This window comes from Burkholderia sp. Z1, from assembly GCF_014893795.1.
Lineage (GTDB): Bacteria > Pseudomonadota > Gammaproteobacteria > Burkholderiales > Burkholderiaceae > Burkholderia > Burkholderia theae.
In genome coordinates, this window is the sequence record NZ_JACFYL010000002.1 from 1,212,270 (window position 1) to 1,232,465 (window position 20,196).

The 20,196-nt window shown below is 65.3% G+C and carries 17 protein-coding genes; 5 read left to right on the forward strand and 12 right to left on the reverse strand.

Annotation, left to right across the window (positions count from 1 at the left end):
- Position 1 precedes the first annotated feature (1 nt).
- From H3H55_RS22495 to H3H55_RS22510, 4 genes are all read right to left on the reverse strand, one after another.
- Positions 2-4,843 (reverse strand): NAD-glutamate dehydrogenase, encoded by a 4,842-nt coding sequence (locus tag H3H55_RS22495; protein ID WP_193100266.1) that lies wholly within the window; start codon positions 4,841-4,843, stop codon positions 2-4.
- A gap of 188 nt (positions 4,844-5,031) precedes the next feature.
- A complete protein-coding gene (locus H3H55_RS22500) occupies positions 5,032-5,220 on the reverse strand; it encodes a 4-oxalocrotonate tautomerase (RefSeq protein ID WP_048247564.1) in 189 nt (62 codons plus the stop codon).
- Positions 5,221-5,278: 58 nt separating this feature from the next.
- On the reverse strand, positions 5,279-6,055 hold the full coding sequence (locus H3H55_RS22505; protein WP_193100267.1) for a class II aldolase/adducin family protein: 777 nt from the start codon (positions 6,053-6,055) through the stop codon (positions 5,279-5,281).
- A complete protein-coding gene (locus H3H55_RS22510; RefSeq protein ID WP_193100268.1) occupies positions 6,030-6,923 on the reverse strand; it encodes an urea transporter in 894 nt (297 codons plus the stop codon). Before H3H55_RS22510 ends, H3H55_RS22505 begins: the two co-directional genes overlap by 26 nt.
- A gap of 284 nt (positions 6,924-7,207) precedes the next feature.
- Here H3H55_RS22510 and H3H55_RS22515 point away from each other — a divergent pair, with 284 nt between their 5' ends.
- Both H3H55_RS22515 and H3H55_RS22520 read left to right on the forward strand, forming a co-directional pair.
- The gene (locus H3H55_RS22515) at positions 7,208-8,752 is read left to right on the forward strand and encodes a Fic family protein (protein WP_193100269.1); all 1,545 of its coding nucleotides are present in this window, start codon (positions 7,208-7,210) and stop codon (positions 8,750-8,752) included.
- 88 nt (positions 8,753-8,840) lie between these two features.
- Entirely contained in the window at positions 8,841-9,401 is a 561-nt protein-coding gene (locus tag H3H55_RS22520) for a putative glycolipid-binding domain-containing protein (RefSeq protein WP_193100270.1), read from the forward strand.
- Here the strand turns inward: H3H55_RS22520 and H3H55_RS22525 are convergent.
- From H3H55_RS22525 to H3H55_RS22545, 5 genes are all read right to left on the reverse strand, one after another.
- Positions 9,356-10,267, reverse strand: a complete 912-nt coding sequence (locus H3H55_RS22525) for an alpha/beta fold hydrolase (RefSeq protein ID WP_129515189.1) — start codon at positions 10,265-10,267, stop codon at positions 9,356-9,358. The genes H3H55_RS22520 and H3H55_RS22525 overlap by 46 nt on opposite strands.
- Positions 10,268-10,271: 4 nt before the next feature.
- Positions 10,272-11,177: a metal-dependent hydrolase gene (locus H3H55_RS22530; RefSeq protein ID WP_048247432.1), complete on the reverse strand. Its 906-nt coding sequence runs from the start codon at positions 11,175-11,177 to the stop codon at positions 10,272-10,274.
- Positions 11,174-12,109, reverse strand: coding sequence for an SDR family NAD(P)-dependent oxidoreductase (locus H3H55_RS22535; RefSeq protein WP_193100271.1), 936 nt, complete (start codon positions 12,107-12,109; stop codon positions 11,174-11,176). Before H3H55_RS22535 ends, H3H55_RS22530 begins: the two co-directional genes overlap by 4 nt.
- Before the next feature lie 21 nt (positions 12,110-12,130).
- On the reverse strand, positions 12,131-13,714 hold the full coding sequence (locus tag H3H55_RS22540; protein ID WP_193100272.1) for a flavin-containing monooxygenase: 1,584 nt from the start codon (positions 13,712-13,714) through the stop codon (positions 12,131-12,133).
- A 246-nt stretch (positions 13,715-13,960) separates the two neighbouring features.
- Positions 13,961-14,632 carry a lysoplasmalogenase gene (locus tag H3H55_RS22545; RefSeq protein ID WP_193100273.1) on the reverse strand — a complete coding sequence of 224 codons (672 nt, stop codon included), beginning with the start codon at positions 14,630-14,632 and terminating at the stop codon, positions 13,961-13,963.
- 347 nt (positions 14,633-14,979) lie between these two features.
- Between H3H55_RS22545 and speB the strand changes: the two genes are divergently transcribed.
- Complete coding sequence (gene speB, locus H3H55_RS22550) at positions 14,980-15,948, forward strand: agmatinase (protein WP_193100274.1); 969 nt, start codon at positions 14,980-14,982, stop codon at positions 15,946-15,948.
- Between the two features lie 126 nt (positions 15,949-16,074).
- The gene (locus tag H3H55_RS22555; protein ID WP_193100275.1) at positions 16,075-16,644 is read left to right on the forward strand and encodes a YdeI/OmpD-associated family protein; all 570 of its coding nucleotides are present in this window, start codon (positions 16,075-16,077) and stop codon (positions 16,642-16,644) included.
- Between the two features lie 119 nt (positions 16,645-16,763).
- On the opposite strand, the gene H3H55_RS22560 is transcribed toward H3H55_RS22555, so the two are convergent.
- The 3 genes from H3H55_RS22560 to H3H55_RS22570 all read right to left on the reverse strand — a co-directional run bounded on the left by H3H55_RS22560 (position 16,764) and on the right by H3H55_RS22570 (position 19,157).
- Positions 16,764-17,276 (reverse strand): hypothetical protein, encoded by a 513-nt coding sequence (locus H3H55_RS22560; RefSeq protein ID WP_226800347.1) that lies wholly within the window; start codon positions 17,274-17,276, stop codon positions 16,764-16,766.
- Positions 17,277-17,653: 377 nt separating this feature from the next.
- The gene (locus H3H55_RS22565; protein ID WP_048247441.1) at positions 17,654-17,866 is read right to left on the reverse strand and encodes a DUF1059 domain-containing protein; all 213 of its coding nucleotides are present in this window, start codon (positions 17,864-17,866) and stop codon (positions 17,654-17,656) included.
- A 259-nt stretch (positions 17,867-18,125) separates the two neighbouring features.
- Entirely contained in the window at positions 18,126-19,157 is a 1,032-nt protein-coding gene (locus H3H55_RS22570) for a DMT family transporter (protein WP_226800348.1), read from the reverse strand.
- A gap of 70 nt (positions 19,158-19,227) precedes the next feature.
- Here H3H55_RS22570 and H3H55_RS22575 point away from each other — a divergent pair, with 70 nt between their 5' ends.
- On the forward strand, positions 19,228-20,133 hold the full coding sequence (locus tag H3H55_RS22575) for a LysR family transcriptional regulator (RefSeq protein ID WP_193100276.1): 906 nt from the start codon (positions 19,228-19,230) through the stop codon (positions 20,131-20,133).
- Positions 20,134-20,196: the final 63 nt, after the last annotated feature.

Here is a 20,196-nt window from a genome sequence, read left to right on the forward strand (position 1 = left end):
GTCACGCGCGTTCGAGCACGGCCATCTCCCGCACGATCACGAGCAGCACCGCGAGGCTTGCGCCGCCAGACGCGCGCAGGTCCGCGAGCAGGTGCGCATAGCGTTCGAGCGCGGCTTCGCGGCGCTCGCGCCATGCACCGACGATCGTCTCCGGCGTGGTCGAATCCGGCGACTCCGCGAGCGCGCTCGTGGCGAGCGTGCGCTTGAGGCGCGCGACTTCCGCGAGCGCGGCCGCGCGCGCCAGCATGTCCCAGTGCGTCGGCGTCGGCAGGGTCGCCGCGCGTTCGCTGATCCAGCCGTAATTGAGCAGCGTGCCGAGCGAGAAATAGACGCCCGCGACGAGTTCGAGGCTGCGGTTGCTGGTCGCGGCCACCTCGGCGATGTCGAGCAGCGCGGCCGAGATGTCGCCGCTCGCGACCCGCACGGCGAGCGCGCTGTCGACGCCGGCTTCGACCAGCACGCGCTGCCGCTCGGACAGCGCTTCGAGATCGTCGGCCGGCAGCAGCGACGGCAGTTGCGGCGCGAGCCGCTGCGCCGCGTCGCCGCAGCGCGCGATCAGCTCGGCGACGCCGCCGTCGGCCACAGCGCCGGACTGCAGGTGCCGCAGGAACCACAGCGCCGCGCGCTCCAGCAGCCGCGCGACGTCGACGAACATGCGCGCCTGCACGTCGTCGGCGACGCGGTTGTCGAGCGCGTCGATGTCGCGCCATACCGCATCGAGGTCGAACACGTCGCGCGCCATGATGCACGCGCGCACGATGTCGCCCGGCTTCGCGTCGGTTTCCTCCATCAGCCGATGCACGAACGCGCAGCCGACCCGGTTCACGAGCGCATTGGTCAGGTGCGTCGCGAGAATCTCGCGGCGCAGCGGATGGCGGCGCATCGGTTCGCTGAAGCGTTGCTGCAGCGGCTTCGGGAAGTAGTCGACGAGCATCGCGGCAACCAGCGGATCCTCGGGCACGTCGGATTCGAGCAGCGCGTCGTAGAGCCACATCTTGCTGTACGCGAGCAGCACCGCGCGCTCGGGCGACGTCAGGCCGAGCTTCGCGGCTTGCCGTTCGGCGACTTCGTCGTCGGTCGGCAGGAATTCGATCACGCGGTTCAGGCGGCCCGCGCGTTCGAGCCAGCGCATCAGGCGCGCCTCGGCGTCGAGCAGCTCGACCGCATAACGACCCGCGATCGACAGCGCCTGCGTCTGGTAGTAGTTGTCGCGCAGCACGAGCAGCCCGACTTCGTCGGTCATCTCGGCGAGCAGCGCGTTGCGTTGCTTCTCGGTCATCTCGCCGTCGGAGACGACGAGCCCGAGCAGGATCTTGATGTTGACTTCGTGATCCGAACAATCGACGCCGGCGGAGTTGTCGATCGCATCGGTGTTCATGCGGCCGCCGCGCTGCGCGAATTCGATGCGGCCGAACTGCGTGCAGCCGAGGTTGCCGCCTTCGCCGATGACCTTGCAGCGCAGGTCCGCGCCGTTCACGCGCACCGCATCGTTCGCGCGGTCGCCGACCTGCAGGTGGGTTTCGCGCGCGGCCTTCACGTAGGTGCCGATGCCGCCGTTGTACAGCAGGTCGACCGGCGCCTGCAGGATCGCGCGGATCAGCTCGGTCGGCGGCAGCGCGTGCGCGTCGATGCCGAGCGCGGCCTGCACGGCCGGCGACAGCGGGATCGTCTTCGCGGTGCGCGGATAGACGCCGCCGCCCGCCGAGATCGCGGCCGGATCGTAGTCGGCCCAGCTCGAGCGTTCGAGCGCGAACATGCGCTCGCGCTCCGCGAAGCTCGTCGCGGGGTCGGGGTTCGGGTCGAGGAACACGTGCCGGTGATCGAACGCGGCGACGAGCCGGATATGCGGCGACAGCAGCATCCCGTTGCCGAATACGTCGCCCGACATGTCGCCGACGCCGACCACGGTGAAGTCGGTCGTCTGCGTATCGACGCCCATCTCGCGGAAGTGCCGCTTCACCGATTCCCAGGCGCCGCGCGCGGTGATCGCCATCTTCTTGTGGTCGTAGCCGACCGAGCCGCCGGACGCGAACGCGTCGTCGAGCCAGAAGCCGTATTCATGCGAGATCGCGTTCGCGTAGTCGGAGAAGGTGGCCGTGCCCTTGTCGGCGGCGACGACCAGATACGGATCGTCGGGGTCGTGACGGACGACGTCGGGCGGCGGCACGATCGCGTTGCTCACCAGGTTGTCGGTCAGGTCGAGCAGGCCGCGCAGGAACGTCTGGTAGCACGCGATGCCTTCGCGCATCCACGCTTCGCGATCGCTCGGCGGCGGCGGGTTCTTCACGACGAAGCCGCCTTTCGAGCCGACCGGCACGATCACGACGTTCTTCACCATCTGCGCCTTCATCAGCCCGAGCACCTCGGTGCGGAAATCCTCGCGGCGATCCGACCAGCGCAGGCCGCCGCGCGCGACGCGCCCGCCGCGCAGGTGGACGCCCTCGACACGCGGCGAATATACCCAGATCTCGAACATCGGCTTCGGTTCGGGCAGGCCCGGCACTTTCGCCGGATTGAACTTGAACGACAGGTAGGGTTTCGATGCGCCGTTCGCGTCGAGCAGGAAGTAGTTCGTGCGCTCGGTCGCGTTGATCACGCCGAGGAACTGGCGCAGGATGCGGTCCTCGTCGAGGTTCGGCACCTGGTCCAGCGCGGCTTCGATCGCCTTCAGCAGCCGTTCGGCCTGCGCGTCGCGCGTGTCGCCGGTGCGCGGATCGAAGCGCAGCAGGAACAGCTCGACGAACTGCCGCGCGATCGCCGGATTGCCGGTCAGCGCACGTTCGATATACGCGTCGCTGAACGTCGAGCCGACCTGCCGCAGGTATTTCGCATACGCACGCAGGATCGTCACTTCGCGCGCGCTCAACTGGGCGCGCAGCACGAGGCGGTTGAAGTCGTCGTTCTCGATCCGGCCGTTCCAGATCCGGTCGAACGCATCCTCGAACAGGTCTTTCACGCGCTCGATGTCGAACTCGGCATCGTCGGCGAGTTCGAGGCCGAAGTCGTGCACCCACGCATGTGCGGCGTCCTGCGACTGGATCCGGTACGGTCGCTCCTCGTCGACGCGCACGCCGAGATGCTCGAGCATCGGCAGGCTGCGCGACAGCGCGATCGGGTCGCCGGCACGATAGACCTTGAAGCGGAATGCGCGCGGCTCGGCCTCGATCGGCCGGTACAGGTTCATCGCGAGCTGGCCCGAATCCTTCACGCGCTCGATCAGCTCGATGTCGCGCACGGCCGTGCGCGCCGGATAGTCGTCGCGATAACCGGCCGGGAACGAGTCGGCATAACGTTGCAGCAGGCGGTTGCCTTGCTCTTCGCCGAAGGTGTCGAGCAGCGCGTCGGCGAGATCGTCCTGCCAGCGGCGCGTGACCTGCACGAGCCGCGTTTCGAGCTCGCGCGTGTCGACGTCGGGCATCGTGCCCGGTTCGGCGTGCACGACGAAATGAATCCGTGCGATCGCCGATTCCGACAGCAGCGGTGTGAATTCGACGTTCACGCCGTTGTACGCGTCGATCAGCAGCTTCGCGATGCGCCGACGCAGGTCGGTGTTGTACTTGTCGCGCGGTACGAACACGAGGCACGACACGAAGCGGTCGAACCGGTCGCGGCGCACGAACAGGCGTGTGCGCTGGTGTTCCTGCAGCCGCAGGATGCCGAGCGCGATGTCGTAGAGCTGGTCTTCGTCGGCCTGGAACAGCTCGTCGCGCGGATAGGTTTCGAGCACCGTCACGAGCGACTTGCCGAGATGCCCCTTCGGCAAAAAGCCCGCGCGCCGCACGATGTTCGCGCACTTGCGGCGCACGATCGGGATCTCGGCGCTCGACACCATGTACGCGGTCGACGTATAGAGCCCGATGAAACGGCGCTCGCCGGTGACCTTGCCGTCGGCGCCGACCAGTTTCACGCCCACGTAGTCGAGATAACCGGGCCGGTGCACGGTCGCGCGCGAATTTGCCTTGGTCAGGAAGATCGGCCACGCGCCCATGATGATGTCCGCGGCGGCCGGTGGCAGCGGCGTCACGTCGGGCGCACCCGACGTGCGCAGCGATTCGCGCAGGATGCCGAGGCCCGTGCCCTCGATGCCGCGCAGGCCGAAGCCGGTGCCGTCCGACACGAGCGCGTAGTCGCGGTGGCCGAGGAACGTGAAGTGATCGGCGGCCATCCATTCGAGGAACGCGCGCGCCTCGAGGTCTTCCGCGGTCGATTCGCGCGCCTTCATCTCCTTGATCGTTGCGCGCGCGATGTCGACGATCTTCGGCCAATCCTCGACCGATGCGCGGACGTCGCCGAGCACGTGTGCGATGTCCTCGCGCAGCGTGTCGAGCAGCGCGGCGTCGCCGCAGCGATCGACTTCGAAATGGATGAACGACGCGAGTTGCGACTGGCCGTCGCCGGGCGTCGCGCCGCCCGCGTCGACACGCTCGATGCCGCCGCTGGTGCCGCGCCAGATGCGGAACACCGGGTGCAGAGCCGAATGCAGTGCGAGCCCGAGGCGGTTGACCGCCATTGTCACCGAGTCGACGAGGAACGGCATGTCGTCGTTGACGATCTCGATGACCGTGTGGTCGGAGTGCCAGCCGTGTTGTTCGAGGATCGGGTTGTATACGCGCAGCCGCTCGCTGCCGGGGACGTATTTCTGGGCGGTCTGCCAGTGCGCCATCGCGGCGCCGTACAGATCGGCGATGCTGCGGTTCTGCAGATCGTCGGCGTCGACGAAATCGTAGTAATGACGCAGGAATGGTTCGACGATTCGGAACGTGGCTTCGGGCAGGCGCCCGCGCGCGAATTCGACGACATCGGAGAGCAGGTGTGCGACGACTTCCTCGTTCTTCGCTTCCATGGCGGTCTCCCGGGTGGCCATTGGCTGCTGCGTCTGTCCGGCATTATGCGCCGATTGCGTGACAAAGCGATGTGCGGGCGCACAACGCGGGCGGGAGGAGGAGGCCGCACTGCAGTGCCTGTCGCGGGCACTGCAGGGTGTGACTCAGCGTAGTGCCGGCGGCGCCGCAGCGACGCCGGCTGTCACGCTCAGCGCTCGTCGCTCCACAGCTTCCCGGCCGTCGCCCAGTTCTCTTTCTTCACATCGGTGAGGATGATGTCGACCGAGCCCGGCGCGCAGCCGAGCGTCTCGCACGTGACGCGCGTGATCGCTTCGACGAATTCGCGCTTCTGTTCGACGGTGCGGCCTTCGAACAGCTGGATATTGAAAGTCGGCATGACAATGCTCCGGTTGGGTTTGAACGATGCGGCCGCGGTCGCGGCCATGATTGCGGCGTCAGTCGCGATACGACGGATCGATCCGGTCGAGCCGGCGCAGCAGCGCCGGCCATTCCAGTTCGCCTTCGATTGCGCCGCCGTCGCGCAGTTGTTCGGCGGTGCGGTCCGCGACGGCCGGGTCGGGCAGCACGAGTGGCCCGCCGCCTGCCTGCGCGCGGACCTGGATGTCGCACGCCTTGATCAGCGTATCCATCAGCACATAAGCTTCGGCAACGGTGCGACCGACCGTCAGCGTGCCGTGATTGCGCAGCAGCATCGCGGATTTCGCGCCGAGGCTCGCGGTCAGCCGCGCGCCTTCGGCCGGCGAGAACGCGAGCGCTTCGTAGTCGTGATACCCGAGGTCGCCATGAAACCGTAGCGCGTGCTGCGACGCGGGCAGCAGCCCGTCGCGCTGGATCGACACCGCAATGCCGGCCGTATTGTGCAGGTGCATCACGCAGACGGCATCGGCGCGCGCGGCATGGACGGCCGCGTGCAGGGCGAAGCCCGTCACGTTGACCGCGTGCTCGCTGTCGCCGATCCGGTTGCCGGCCAGGTCGATCTTCACGAGATTCGACGCGCGGACCTCGTCGAACGTGAGGCCGAACGGGTTGATCAGGAAGTGGCCAGGCTCGCCGGGCACGGTCGCGGAAAGATGCGTGTAGATCAGGTCGTCCCAGCCGTTCAGCGCGACGAGCCGATACGCGGCGGCGAGGTCGACGCGCAGCCGGCGTTCGGCGTCCGAGATCGGGCCGCCGGGCTTCACGGCATCAGGACGGTGTGCGAATGACGACATCGGTTTCTCCGAGGGTGAAGCGGCGCGCGACCGCCACCGTGACCCACGACGCAAGCGCGAACGGGGCCGTGAATGCGGGCATGCCCGCGCGCGTCGCGAGCCACTGGATCAGTGCGGCGAGCGCGGCGGCCGCGAGTGCCGCGCGCGGGCCGCGCGGCATCAGCGCGAGCGCGGCGAGCGCGCCGTTGAAACCCAGCAGGCCATCGGCGTACGACGCGCCGCTCGCGCCGAGCGCGACCAGCAGCACGGTCGACACGATGGCACCGCCGAGCGCGAACGCGGCCGCGCGGCGCGACGCGGCGGCGATGCCGGCGACGATCAACGCGCCGGCCCATGCGCCTTGCGCGAAGGTGGTCTGGGCGACGCCCGAAAGCAGCGCGTCGGCGACGGAAGAAAGCGTCAGCACCGCGTCGGCCTCCGCGCCGTTCGCATGCTGCAGTGCGACAAACGGCAGCCACAGCGCGGTGACGGCGAGGCACGGGCTCGAATACGGACACTGGCGCCAGCGGGCGAGCGGCACGCGCATCGCGCGCTGCACGAGCGCCGTGCCGATCGCGGCCAGCGGCACCAGCGCGATGGCTGCGAGCGAATCGGGCGCGAACAGCACCGCGATCAGCGCGGCGAGCGCGCCATTGAAACCGTGCAGTCCCTGTTCGACGTCGCGGCGCTCGGCGCCCGTCAGCACGGCGGTCATGCTGGCGGCGGCCGAGCCGAGCAGCGCCGCTGACGCGAGCCGCAGGTCGGTCAGCGCCAGTGCGGCGAGCAGCAGCGCGCCGGTCAGCGCGTTCGCCTGCAGTACGATCTGCCCGATGCCGCGCAGCAAAATGCGCAGGTCGATCGACGGCGAGGCGGGGCGGGCGGTAGGCATGATGGCGGCGGAACAGGACGAGCCGCGAGCATAGGACACAATTCCATGCACCGGAATAGGGAATTCTGGATAGTCAGGATTTGTGGGTGATGCCCCGAGTTGGGGCGGAGGCCGTTTTCCAAGACGTGCTTGTCAGGCGCGTTAGCGTTTTTTTTGCATTTCTCTATTTCGGTAGCAAATTTTGATCGCCGTTAGATTTTCCGTGCGTATGCTAACGCATTAGCGTTTTCGGGTAGGATTCGGAAATTGGTAGTATTTTCGCGGCCTCGGTAGGAGATTTTTCAATGCAAGTCGGCTTCAAGGCTCTGGCTGCTCGCTACGGCATTACGCCCGCACAACCTCTGCGTGTTGAATCGGTCATCGGCACCGGACGTGCGAGCCGGGAAACCGATGAGCAGGTAGAAAACCGGTATCCGCCCAGCTATCGACCCACCGACGACTTCGCCGGCCATTTTGAATTCGGACTCAAGTACGAAGAGCTTCACTTCGAGTTTTTTGCGCGCCTGTTTGCAGCCGTGGGACCGGAACCGATCGAAATCTGGTGCCGAAACGCCCCCTTTGGCCAATACGCCCGACGCACGGGTTTCCTGTACGAGTGGCTGACAGGCAGGCGTCTGGATGTACCTGACGTGGCCAACGGCGGCTATGTCAACGCCGTTTCTCCGACTGAATACCTGACCCGCACGGAGTCGCGTCGCATTCGCCGTTGGCGCGTGCACGACAACTTGCCGGGCACGCCTGCGTTCTGCCCGCTGGTTCGGCGAACCGCGGCGGTGCAGGCAGCGCTGCAGTTCGACTTGGGCACTGCATTGAGAGAATTGGATCGCGTCTTCGGGCCGGACATCCTGATGCGGACAGCCAGCTGGTTGACGTTCAAGGAGTCGCGGGCGAGCTTTCTCATTGAGAAAGAGGCCGATCAGGCCGACCGCATCCAGCGGTTTGCACACGTCATCGCGCAATACTGCGGCCGTATCGACGCTCCACTAAGCGACCGTAGCCTGCATACTTTGCAAGCCGGCATTCTGGGCCACGATGCGTTCGGTTTGGGGTTGCGGCGTTCGCCGGTCTTTGTGGGGCAGGCGACGATGCGCGAGAATATCGTGCACTACATTGCCCCGGCGTTCGACGACGTTGCAGCGATGCTGGAGGGCCTCGGTGAATTCGAGGCCGCGACTCGAGGCGCCGAGCCGCTGGCACGTGCCGCTGCGTTGGCATTCGGCTTCGTTTATATCCACCCCATGCGAGACGGCAACGGCCGGATTCATCGCTTCCTGATCAATGACTCCCTGGTGCGGGACAAGGCGGTGCCGGATGGCGTGATATTGCCGATCTCGGCAACCATCACGAGTTCGACGGAGTTCCGCGCCGGTTACGATCGCACGCTCGAGGTGTTTTCTCGCTGCTTCATGCGCCGTTATGCAACGTCCTATCGGTTCGGCGAACTGGTCACCTATGAGGACGGGACGCTGAGCAACTTCGTATTCGACAGCTACGAAGATGCGCGCTTCGTCTGGCGTTATCCGGATCTGACGGCTCACGTGCTGTATACCGCGCGAGTTGTCGAGCACACGATTCGCACGGAGATGGCCGATGAAGCCAGGACGCTGCTGATCTTTCAGCTTGCCCAGGAGCGGCTCAAGGAGGTCGTGGAGATGCCGGGCCCGGATGCGGACCGCATCATCCGTTCCGTCAAGGAAAACGGTTGGCAAATCTCTGGCAAGCTGAAGCAGCAGTATCCGCAGTTGGAGAATGCGCGCAGGGCGTCGCGAGTCGTGGAAGCTATCCGGTCCTCGTTTGAAGGCAGGGACATGAACTTCGACGACGAATGACGCGCGTTGGATTTGCCGACCGTGGAATTCCGGATGGTCCGGATATATGCGACGATCCTTCGCATCAAGGAAACCGGGAGGCGAAACGATGCGTGAAGTGCGTTGGGCGTCGCTCGAAGGCGACGGGGTCGAACATCTGACGTTCGACCGGAGCGGCGGCGGGATCTTCGTCGAAAGCGCGGTGGTCGGCCAGCGCTACGGCCGCGCGTACGGGCTCGCGTATCGCGTCGAATGCGATCCGCACTGGCGCGTGACCTACGCGGTGCTCAAGGTGATGGGCGGCGGCACGCTCGAACTGCGCGGCGACGGCGCAGGCCACTGGCACGACGGCGCGGGCCGCGCGCTGCCGGAACTGGACGGCTGCATCGATATCGACATCGCGGCGACGCCGTTCACGAATTCGCTGCCGATCGGCCGCCTCGGGCTCGCACGCGGCGAACGGCGGCCGATCGACGTCGCGTACATCTCGACGCCGGACTTGAAGGTCACGCCGGTCAAGCAGGCCTACGCATGCATCGAGCCGGGCCGGCGCTACCGCTACGAAGGGATCTTCCGGAATTTCACGGCCGAGATGGACATCGACGACGACGGGCTCGTCGTCGACTACGAGACGCTGTTCAGACGCCTGCCGGCGCCGACCGGGCGCTGAACCGCGGCGTTCGCGACCGCCGGCCGTTCGTGCGCGGATGCGAAGCGGTCGATCCGCGACGCGATCATGTCGGGGTGGCGCAGCACGATCCAGTGCGTACCGTCGATTTCCTCGCGCACGTGGTCGCCGAGCCAGCGGTCGAGGTCGACCGACATCTCGGGCGTCACGTAACGATCGCGCACGGGTACCAGGATCTGCACGGGTGCCTGCGCGTACCGTTCGCGCGGCTTGCGCGCCCGCGCCAGGAAGTTCGCGCGGTAGAGCTGCAGGCCGTTCAGCGCGTTCTTCAGTTGCACGGGGTCGCGCTCGGCGCGCACGCGTTCGGTGAGCTGCAGCCAGCGCGGCCACAGTGCCGCGCCGCCGAGCCGCCACACCAGCGACGGCACGACCGGCAGATGGAAGAACGCGATGTACCACGACTTCAGGCTCTGCTTGAGCCGCATCTTCGCGCGGAACACGTGATCGAGGCACGGGCCCGAGATCGACGTATACGACGCGATCCGGCCGCGGAACGCGGGGTCGGTCACGGCCTCCCAGCACTGGATCGAGCCCCAGTCGTGGCCGACGAGGTGGAATGGCCGGCCGCCGCAGGTCGCGTCGGCCACCGCCTTCAGGTCGTCCGCGAGCCGCGCGAGCGTGTAGTCGGCGCGGCGGCGCGGCGCATCGGACGCGCCGGCGCCGCGCACGTCGTACGCGATCACGCGGTAGCGCTTCGACAGCCGCGCGCGGATCGGCGCCCACACGGCCGCCGAATCGGGGTAGCCGTGCACGAGAATCAGCGGCGGCGCGCGCCGCGACCCGCTTGCATAGACGGCGAGTTTCACGTCGCCGGACTGGACGGTCAGCATCTCGTGGGCGCGGGCCATGGCGTCACGCTTGCGGAACCGGGTGCAGCGGCACGCGACGCGGGGCAGCTTGCGCCGCATAACGCGCGTTGGTCGCGTCGATGTTCTCGAGCAGCGTGTCGAGCCCCTGCAGGTACTGGTGGTTGTCGTGATCCCACGGGTGGAAGCCCGGGCGGAAGTAGTCGAGCCATTCGCGCGCGATGCTCGGGAACACGCCATGCTTCGGGCTGTACAGATACTTCACGAGGCGCCACATCCCGCCGAACTTGCCGTGCTCGCGACGGTGCGCGCGCATCAGGCGCACGTGGAAGTCGAACACGATCGTCCAGAAGAACACCGTCGTCGTCAGCATCGTGCCCGTACGCAGCAGATAACTGCCGAGGCCCGGCTTCATCACGGTGGTCCATACGTCGTACGACACCGCCTTGTGCTCGGTTTCCTCCATCGCGTGCCACATCCACATCTGCTGGTAGCCCTCGACCGAGCCGTCGATCCGGTGCTCGTGGCCCGACAGCAGCTGGTTCGCGAGGATCGCCGTGTAGTGCTCGAGCGCGATCGTGATCGCGAGCTGCATCGAATGCGGCAACGCCTTCCTGAACCAGCCGAGGATCGTCCACAGCCGTTTGTCGAGCTTGTGCGCGGGCAGGCCCGCCGCTTGCAGCAGGTCGTTGTATTCGATGTGCTCGCGCGTGTGCATCGCTTCCTGTCCGATGAAACCGAGCACCTGCTTCTTCAGCTCGGGATCCTCGATCTGGTCGCGGTAGTTGCGCACCGAATCCATGAAGAAGCGTTCGCCTGCCGGGAACAGCAGCGACAGCGCATTCATGAAGTGCGTGACCGGCACGCCCTGCACGTGCCAGTCGCGCGCGCGCTCCGGGGGCAGCGCGAAACGGATGTCGCGCCGCACCGGCATCATGTTCGGGGTCGTCATGATTGTTCTCCTCCCTGATTGCCTGCATTGTTGTACGTGGCGTGCAGCGGCGCGGGCGCCGGCGTGCCGTGTGCGGTCTGGCGGCGGGCCTTCGCGGCTTCGCGGCGCGTCGCCAGCACGACGAGCGCCTGATACGCGGACGGCAGGATGCGCGCCATCCAGTCGCCGGCCTTCGCATCGCGGCCGATCAGCACGCGACGCTTGTTCCGGCGCACGCCGGCGAGGATCGTGCGCGCGGCGTCGTCGGCGGTCGTGATGAAGAACTTCTCGAACGTGTCGCGGCCTTGCTGCTCGCTCGCGACCATGAAGCCGACCATGTTCTTCGACACGCGGCTGGCCTGCGCGATGTTCGTGCGGATGCCGCCCGGATGCACGCAGGTCGCCGACACGCCGCACTTCATCATGTCGAGTTCCTGGCGCAGCGATTCGGTGAAGCCGCGCACCGCGAACTTGGTCGCGTTGTAGCCGCTCATGCCCGGCTGCGCGAAGATCCCGAACAGGCTCGACGTGTTGATCACGTGGCCGTCGCCCGATGCTTTCAGGTGCGGCAGGAACGCCTTCGTGCCGTGTACGACGCCCCAGAAGTTGATGTTCACGATCCACTCGAGATCGCTGTATTCCATGCCCTCGATCGTGCTCGACAGCGCGACGCCCGCGTTGTTGAAGATCAGGTTGACCTTGCCGTGTTCCTTCGCGGTGTCGTCGGCCCACGCGAACATCGCGTCGCGTTCGCCGACGTCGAGCATGCGCGTCGACACGCGCACGTTCGGCGCGATCGCGCGGACGATCCGTTCGGTTTCCGCGAGGCCGACGCCATTCTTGTCGGCGAGCGACACGTGGCAGCCGGCCTGTGCGAGCTGGATCGCGAGCGAGCGGCCCATGCCCGAGCCGGCACCCGTGATCGCGGCGACCTTGTTGGCGAAATCTCTCATGTCGGTGGCTCCTTGTCTGGCTCAGGCCGCTTCGGCGGAAGTGGAAGCGGAAGCGGCGGGCGCGGCGACGGGCCGCGCGATCGTGTCGTGTTGCGGCGCGCGATATGCGTGGTAATCGGCGATCGAGAAGCGCGCGGTCGCCTGACGGAAGCGCCACGTGAAGCCCGGCCACAGCGTCGTGTTCTTGCCCGTGCGCGGGTCGAGATACCAGCTCTTGCAGCCACCCGTCGACCAGATCGCCTTCTTCAGCTTGCCCTGCAGGTCGCTGTTGAACTGCGCCTCGACGAGCGGGCGTACCTCGATCGCATCCGCACGCTCGCGGTGCATCGCCTGCAGCGCGCCGAGGATGTATTCGATCTGCGACTCGATCATGAACACCATCGAGTTGTGGCCGAGGCCGGTGTTCGGGCCGACGATCATGAAGAAGTTCGGGTAGCCGGGCAGCGTCGAGCCGAGATACGCGTGCGCGCCGTCGCGCCACGCATCGACGATGTCGAGGCCGCCGCGGCCGACGATCGCGCCGCGCGGGAACGGATCGGCAACCTGGAAGCCGGTGCCGTAGATCAGGCAATCGACTTCATGGCGCTTGCCGTCGGTCGTTACGACCGCGTCGGCCTCGATGTGGTCGATGCCGGTCGTGATCACGTCGACGTTCTTGCGCGACAGCGCCGGGTAGTAGTCGTTCGAGATCAGCACGCGCTTGCAGCCGAGCGTGTAGTTTGGCGTGACGGTCTTGCGCAGCTCCGGATCGGGAATCTGCTTGCGGATGTGGCGCAACGCGAGCTTCTGCACGTTCTTCATCAGCGACGGATGGATCGCGAAGCCGAGCACGCGCGATTCGAGCATCCAGTAGATGCCGCTGCGCACGGCCTTCTGCGTGAACGGCAGCGTGCGGAACAGCCACTTCTCGAGGCCGCTCAGGTTGCGGTCCGGCTTCGGCATGATCCACGGCGGCGTGCGCTGGAACAGCGCGAGTTCCTTCACGCGCGGTGCGATCTGCGGCACGAACTGGATCGCGCTCGCGCCGGTGCCGATCACCGCGACGCGCTTGCCTTCGAGCGCGTAGTCGTGATCCCAATGCTGCGAATGGAACGCGCGGCCCTTGAAGTTCTCGACGCCGGGAATGGCCGGCAGCGCGGCGCGCGACAGGCCGCCCATCCCCGACACCAGCACGCGCGCGGACAGCCGCTTGCCGTTCGCGAACGTGAGGCGCCAGCGCTGCGCGGCTTCGTCGTATTCGGCGCGCTGCAGTTCGTGGTTCAGGCGCAGGTGCGGGCCGACCCCGAAGCGCTGCACGCAGTCTTCCAGATACGCGCGGATCTCCGGCTGCGGCGCGAACATGCGCGTCCAGCGCGGGTTCGGCGCGAACGAGAACGAATAGACGTGCGATTGCACGTCGCATGCACACCCGGGGTAATGATTGTCGCGCCACGTGCCGCCGACCGACGCGGCCTTCTCGAGGACGACGAAGTCGGTGACGCCTGTTTGCCGCAGGCGGATCGCCATCCCGAGACCGGCGAAGCCGGTGCCGATGATGGCGATATCGATGGTTTCGTCCTGGCCGTCGTGGCCGGGCGGACCGAAAGGCAACGTGCGAGCATTCATCCGGGTGTCTCCGATTTGGCTCATTTTCGAATGTTACATTGTTTGATGTAACGATAGTGGGTGAGCCCGGAAACCGCAAGAGGCTAGAAGCGCCGCTCTAAGGGCCGGAAACCAGACGGGAAAAGGCTGAGCGGGGTTTGGAACGGGCCGGTTTCCGCAATGCGGAATTCACGGAAAGGCCCGTCGATGGGGCGGGAGACGTGGTGGACGGGACCGCCGGCGCGCGGCGGTCTGTTTGAAACGGAATCAGGGGCGGATCGATCGGGCGGCGATCTCATGGAAAACCCCGGCCACGATCATGACCTGCGCGAGCGCATAGAGGCCCCAGATCAGGTAGTCGATGCCGGGAAAGCCGCCGAGGAAGCGGCCGACGCCGATCAGCGTATCGGAGCCGACGAAGACCAGGCTGCCGACGGCCACCAGTGGGCCGTGCGTGCGGGCGGCGAGCGCGAAGCTCGCCATCACGCACAGCACGAGCATGTAGACGGCGACCGGCGCCAGCAGTTCGCCGAGGTGCGGAAGGAAGGCCAGGTAGAACGCCGGCGCGGCGATCCACAGCCCGACGAGCGCGACGATGCGCCAGCCGTGCGGCCGCGCGCGCCAGCGGAAGAAAATCGCGCAATAGAAGAGATGCGTGAGCAGGAACGCGCCGAGGCCGAAGACGAACGACAGCGGCCAGTCGGGCAGCGCGAGCAGCACGTCGCCGAGCACGGCGGTCGCGAGCGCCGCGCACAGCCACGCGCGTTCGCGCCGCGCGCCGCAGGTGCTGCCGGCTGCGAGCAACAGGATGCCCATCGCGGCTTTCGCGGCGGCCTGGCCGGGATAGGGCGCGACGGCGAGCGACAGCCCGTACAGCAGCGCGGCGGCGACGGCGAGCGGCCAGAGCCGGCGGTAGGTGGCGGGAAGCGTGGCGATCAAGGCGGGTGTCTCCGGTTTGTTGTTGTCTGCGGTGGACGGCGCGCCGTCGGCGGCGCGGCTGCCGGCCATTATCCGGAAGAAAAGGCGTGCGAAAACCGGCGAATCCTTCTAGGAAACGGTGCCGATGCGGCCGCCGGATTGCTTCGACGCGTTGCCCCGGTTGAACCGGGGCAACGGCTTCAATTCGGCTTGTTATGATCGCCGCCGTATTGCCGTTGTCGTTGTCTCGCCCGGCCGCGCGACTGGAGGCGCAAGCCGGTGCGTGCCCGATGAATCCCTGCCGTGCCCGGCCCGCGCGCCAATGCGAAGCGGGGCGGAGCCGGCTCCCCACGAAAACAGGTTCGACCATGACCGAACTTTTCCACGGCGATGGCGCGATCCGTCGCACGACGCCGTACGGCTCCTCGATCGAAAACACCTATGCGGGTGTGCTGTCGTTCATGCGCCGCAACTATTCGCGTGTGCTCGACGGCGTCGACGTCGCGATTTCCGGCGTGCCGCTCGACCTCGCAACGACCTATCGTTCGGGCGCGCGGCTCGGGCCGGCTGCGATCCGCGCGGCGAGCGTGCAGCTCGCGGAGCTCAATCCGTATCCGTGGGGCTTCAATCCGTTCGACGATCTCGCGGCCGTCGACTACGGCGACTGCTGGTTCGACGCGCACAACCCGCTGTCGATCAAGCCCGCGATCATCGAGCATGCGCGCACGATCCTGCGTTCGGGCGCGAAGATGCTGACGCTCGGCGGCGACCACTACATCACGTATCCGCTGCTGGTCGCGCACGCGGAGCGCTACGGCAAGCCGCTGTCGCTGATCCATTTCGACGCGCACTGCGATACGTGGGCCGACGACGATCCGGACAGCCTCAATCACGGGACGATGTTCTACAAGGCGGTGAAGGAAGGGCTGATCGATCCGGCGACGTCGGTGCAGGTCGGCATCCGCACGTGGAACGACGATTTTCTCGGGATCGAGCGGCTCGACGCCGCGTGGGTGCACGACCATGGTTCGCGCGCGGCGGTCGAGCGGATCGTCGATATCGTCGGCGCGCGGCCCGCGTACCTGACGTTCGATATCGATTGCCTCGATCCGGCGTTCGCGCCCGGGACGGGGACGCCGGTCGCGGGCGGGTTGTCGTCCGCGCAGGCGTTGGCGATCGTGCGTGCGCTCGGGGCGGTGAATCTGGTTGGCGCGGATGTCGTCGAGGTGGCGCCGGCTTACGATCATGCGGACATTACGGCGATTGCGGCCGCGCATGTTGCTTGTGATTTGCTGTGTCTGTGGCGGCAGAAGAAGGTGGCGGGGGCGTTGAAGTAAGCGGGTGGGCCCGTGGCTGCCGAGCGACCGGTCATGGGCCGCACCACGGACGTTGATGTTCTTATGAAAACCGCTAGACTGCGAACGCCTTCCCCGCACATGGACTGAACCATTCAGGATAGCGACATGACCGAAAGCGCTCTAACCTTTACCAGTCAGATCGAATGGGAAAGCTGGTTGGGGCAACACGGCAGCAGTTCGACCGGTGCATGGCTGCGTCTGGCAAAAAAGGGCACCGGGCAGCGGACTGTCACCTACGAACAGGCGTTGGAAAGCGCGCTTTGCCATGGCTGGATCGATGGCAAAAAGCAGGCTGAGAGCGAGCATTACTGGTTACAACGCTTCACCCCGCACACCGCAAAAAGCATCTGGTCCAAACTCAACAAGGAAAGGGCTGAAGCGCTGATCGCCGCAGGCAGAATGCGCCCGCCCGGCATGAGCGAAATCGAGAAGGCCAGGAAGGACGGCCGCTGGGAGGCTGCCTATACGTCGGCCAGTCAATCGGTCGTGCCGGACGACCTGCAGGCGGCTCTGGATGCAAATCCGGGCGCCAGGAAGTTTTTTGCAACCCTGAACAGCCGTAACCGCTATGCCATCCTGTATCGGATACAGAACGCCAAAAAGCCGGAAACGAGGGCGCGCAAAATCGCGGAATTCGTCGACATGCTGAACCGTGGCGAAACCTTCCATCCGTAAGTCTTGCGCTTCTGGCGGAGGTTTTGCCAAACGGGGCAACTAACCCGTCACGTCATGGCCGCTTCGGCTCAGCGACCGTCATGTGTCGAACACACCCGAAGCGCTGCTACTGGCCGAATTCAGCCGTTGAGATGTTGCTTAAGCACGGTTGGCTCGACAGGCACTGCCGGCCACAGCTGAACAAGATAGTGGTCTTGTCCTTCAAGTCCGTCTTCCGACAGCGTCCCCAAGCCAGAACAGGAGAGCCTGATTCTGTATGTCCCGGGTTCAAGTTCGAATCGGGCGGCATCCGGGAAATAGTCCATGCAGCCAGCCACGACAAGCGGTCCCACGTTAATGATCAACGTGCCTTCAACCACGTGATCGAAGTTGGCGAGATCATTCGCAGGCGCCTCACTCAAGAATTCCAGCGTCACGGGTACGTGCATGTTTCGAACAGTACCAAGCCCGATCACGTCCTGGTCTTCCGTAACGGCCAACATGCGCTCCACTGCCGCGTCGTCCCACGCCACCGATAGATCTCCGTCCGCGATCTCGTCTTGAAGATAGAACTGGAAGTAGTCCGCGAATAGTTCAAGCTGGTGTGTTCGCATTGACGTGATTCCCCTGGCATTGACTGAGGTCAGTTTCAACGACGGCCGATTTTCCGGACAACCGCCCGTGATCGAGTCGTGCCGGATGACGGACTTTGCCCTGCCACGACCTTGGGCAAATCCTACATTGCAATTGACGGTTATACGCGTCAAGCCATGTCACAAGGGACGCGTGGCGGGCAAATCGTTGACGGTCCGGGGAGTGGCGCCGACTGTCCGTTCGTGGTCGAACGCGGAACTGCAAGTTCGGCCCGGCCGCGACGTATTCGCACGATAGCCGACCTTCCATAGCCGCCCGACTGGACCACACACAGAAGAAGATTTCGGCAAGATGAGCAGCGACGGTCAACGCAGATGCGTTGTTGGCAGATGGCCGTCGTGAGGTGGTCGCTGCTCTTCAATCGGTCGCGCCAGCATTACGCGTGACGCGGTGCTTCAACGGGCGGTGTGCCGTCATGAAACAGCGTTTTCAGCTGCGAACGCAGCTCCGGCGAATCGGCATGCTTGTGAACCGTGACCGCATGCTGGACGGCGGCCTCGAGCAACTCGTTTTCGGAATCCGCGGATAGCGCAACGGAACAATTCATTTCGCTCGGGAATTCCCGGCAATCGATGTATTTGCGCGTCATGATGTCCTCTTCATACGACAGTAGTCATGGGTCTTGCGTGAATGACCGCGCGGGATGCCGCGCGAAGCACATAGGGCACGTTTGCGCCTCCTTGTCGCAGACGAAATGATTTTGAAAGTATAGGTTGCGTGCAATGAATTCGCGGTAGCGCATCGAAATTTGCGGGGTCCCGCGTGCGTCGCCTGCGCGACGTGCGGCAGTTGCCGCCTGCGGCCACGGATGAAACAGGGATGTAATCAACGGCCGACTACATGAATAGTCACAAGATTTCGCGTCGGGTCACACGGGAACGCAGATAGAGATTGTTCAAGACGATCGCCGATGCCGTACAAGCGACGCCCATGATCTGTGCCTTCACAGGTACGACGCCTTGGCAGGCGGAAATGGCAAACGCCGTGGCCGGTATGACGTCCATGAACAGAACACCATTGACTGGCGTCACGATCCTCACGCCAAGATTCCAGCACAGCACGCCGATAAAGCCCGGTACACACGCGGTGTACAGAAGGTATGGCAACACGCGTTCCAGCTGCGACACATCGGGCAGCGCAAGGCCTCGGGTTGCGAAGAGGACACCGTTCACGACTACCAGGCTGATCATGCCGAGAAGTGTCGTCAGTGCCGTATGGCGGTACGGCGACCAGCCGTTGAAGAATGTGCTTCCGACGGTGTAGATCACCCAGCACAGCGCGCCTCCGACGATGATGGCCGCAGCGGTAAGGTGCTGTGCGGACTTCATCGCGTCGCTGATGGATCCTTTGGTCACGACCAGCAGTACGCCCGCAAATGACAGGACGATAAAGCAGAGTGAAAGTGGCCGGGGTGGAATGCGGTTGATCGCCCAGTTCACCAGCAGGCTCAACATCGGTTGCGTGGCCATCATCACGGAGGCGATCAACGCGCCTTCAATGCCGGCCATGCGTTGGCCGATGAATACCAGCAAACCGAAGCCGGCGAATCCGAGGGTTCCCATGAACCAGGTGAGCAGGCCACGCCCTTCCAGCGAAAAGGCCTGCTTACCCTCGCGGCGCCAGAGGAGGACGGCAAAAAGCACAGCTGCAATGCCGAACCGCAGGGTCGTGAAGGTGAAGGGGTCGAGAATGCGCAGGGCTTTCGTCATGACGGGGAAGAGGCTGCCCCATGACACCGTGGCGAGAATACATAAGATCACCCCTTTCCCGAAACCCGTGTCTGCCGCTGCCATCGTGGTGTTCGCTGCGCGCATCTTCACATCCGTTTTCTCGTGATCGAACCGGACGGATTGTGATGAAAGCGTTTGTTCATCGTCCATTCACTTGTTCGGAAGCCCGCTTTCGGATTTTTGATAAAACCGCCGCGGCGACCTCGTGCAGAATGACGGCATGGAACTGTATCAACTCAAGGCGTTCGTCACAGTCGCGCAAGAAGGCAGCCTGACCAGGGCGGCCGAGCGGCTTCATCTCAGCATTCCGGCCGCGAGCGCGCAGATCAAGGGCCTTGAAGAGGAACTGGGTGTCCAGTTGTTCGAGCGAACGTCCAGGGGAATGTTTCCCACGGCAGCCGGCCGCAAGCTGCTGGCCGAGGCCGAGCACACGCTCCGGGCCGCCGGTCGCGTGAAAAGCGTCGCTGCCGAAGAACGTGGGCAACTGTCGGCCGAACTCCGGATCGGAACATTGAGCGACTCCGTACCGTTGAGAGTCGGCGATGCATTGCTCGCGCTCGGATTGCGCCACCCGAATATCCGCGTCACCCTTCACCAGGCCGTATCGGGCGATGTGGTGGAGCGTGTGAGCAGCGGGGAACTGGACGGTGGTTTCACGTTGGCCGACGTTTCCGCAACAGCGCTATCGGTCGACCGACTGTCGGAGATAGATCTGGTCGTCGCGCTGCCGCCAAACTACGCCGCGCAAGCCGGCGACTTGAGCCTGGCGGATATTGCGCGCCTGCCATGGATCGTGAGCGTGCCGGAATGTGCGCTCCACGCTGCCGCGCTTGATCTGTTTCGGGATGCAGGACACATGCCTGATGCGCGATACGTGGCGGACAGCGACGGTGTCTTGCGCAGCATGATCAGCAGCGGGGTTGGAGCTGGCATTCTACGTCGCACCGAGGCGCAGGCCGGGGCTCAGGCCTGCGAACTGGCAATCTGGCCGCACTGGATCGGAAAGAGCGGGTTGTCCTGGATACAGGGATCGACCGATGCCAGCCCGGCCGTTGCGGCACTGCGAGAGACGATTCGAGAAAGCTGGCGAATTTCTTCCGGTGATCGGCCCGGTATCGAGCGTTAAGCCGTCATTCATGGACGGGTTGCAAGTGGCAGTGGCCGAACGCCGGCAGTTCGTCCCGCGGCT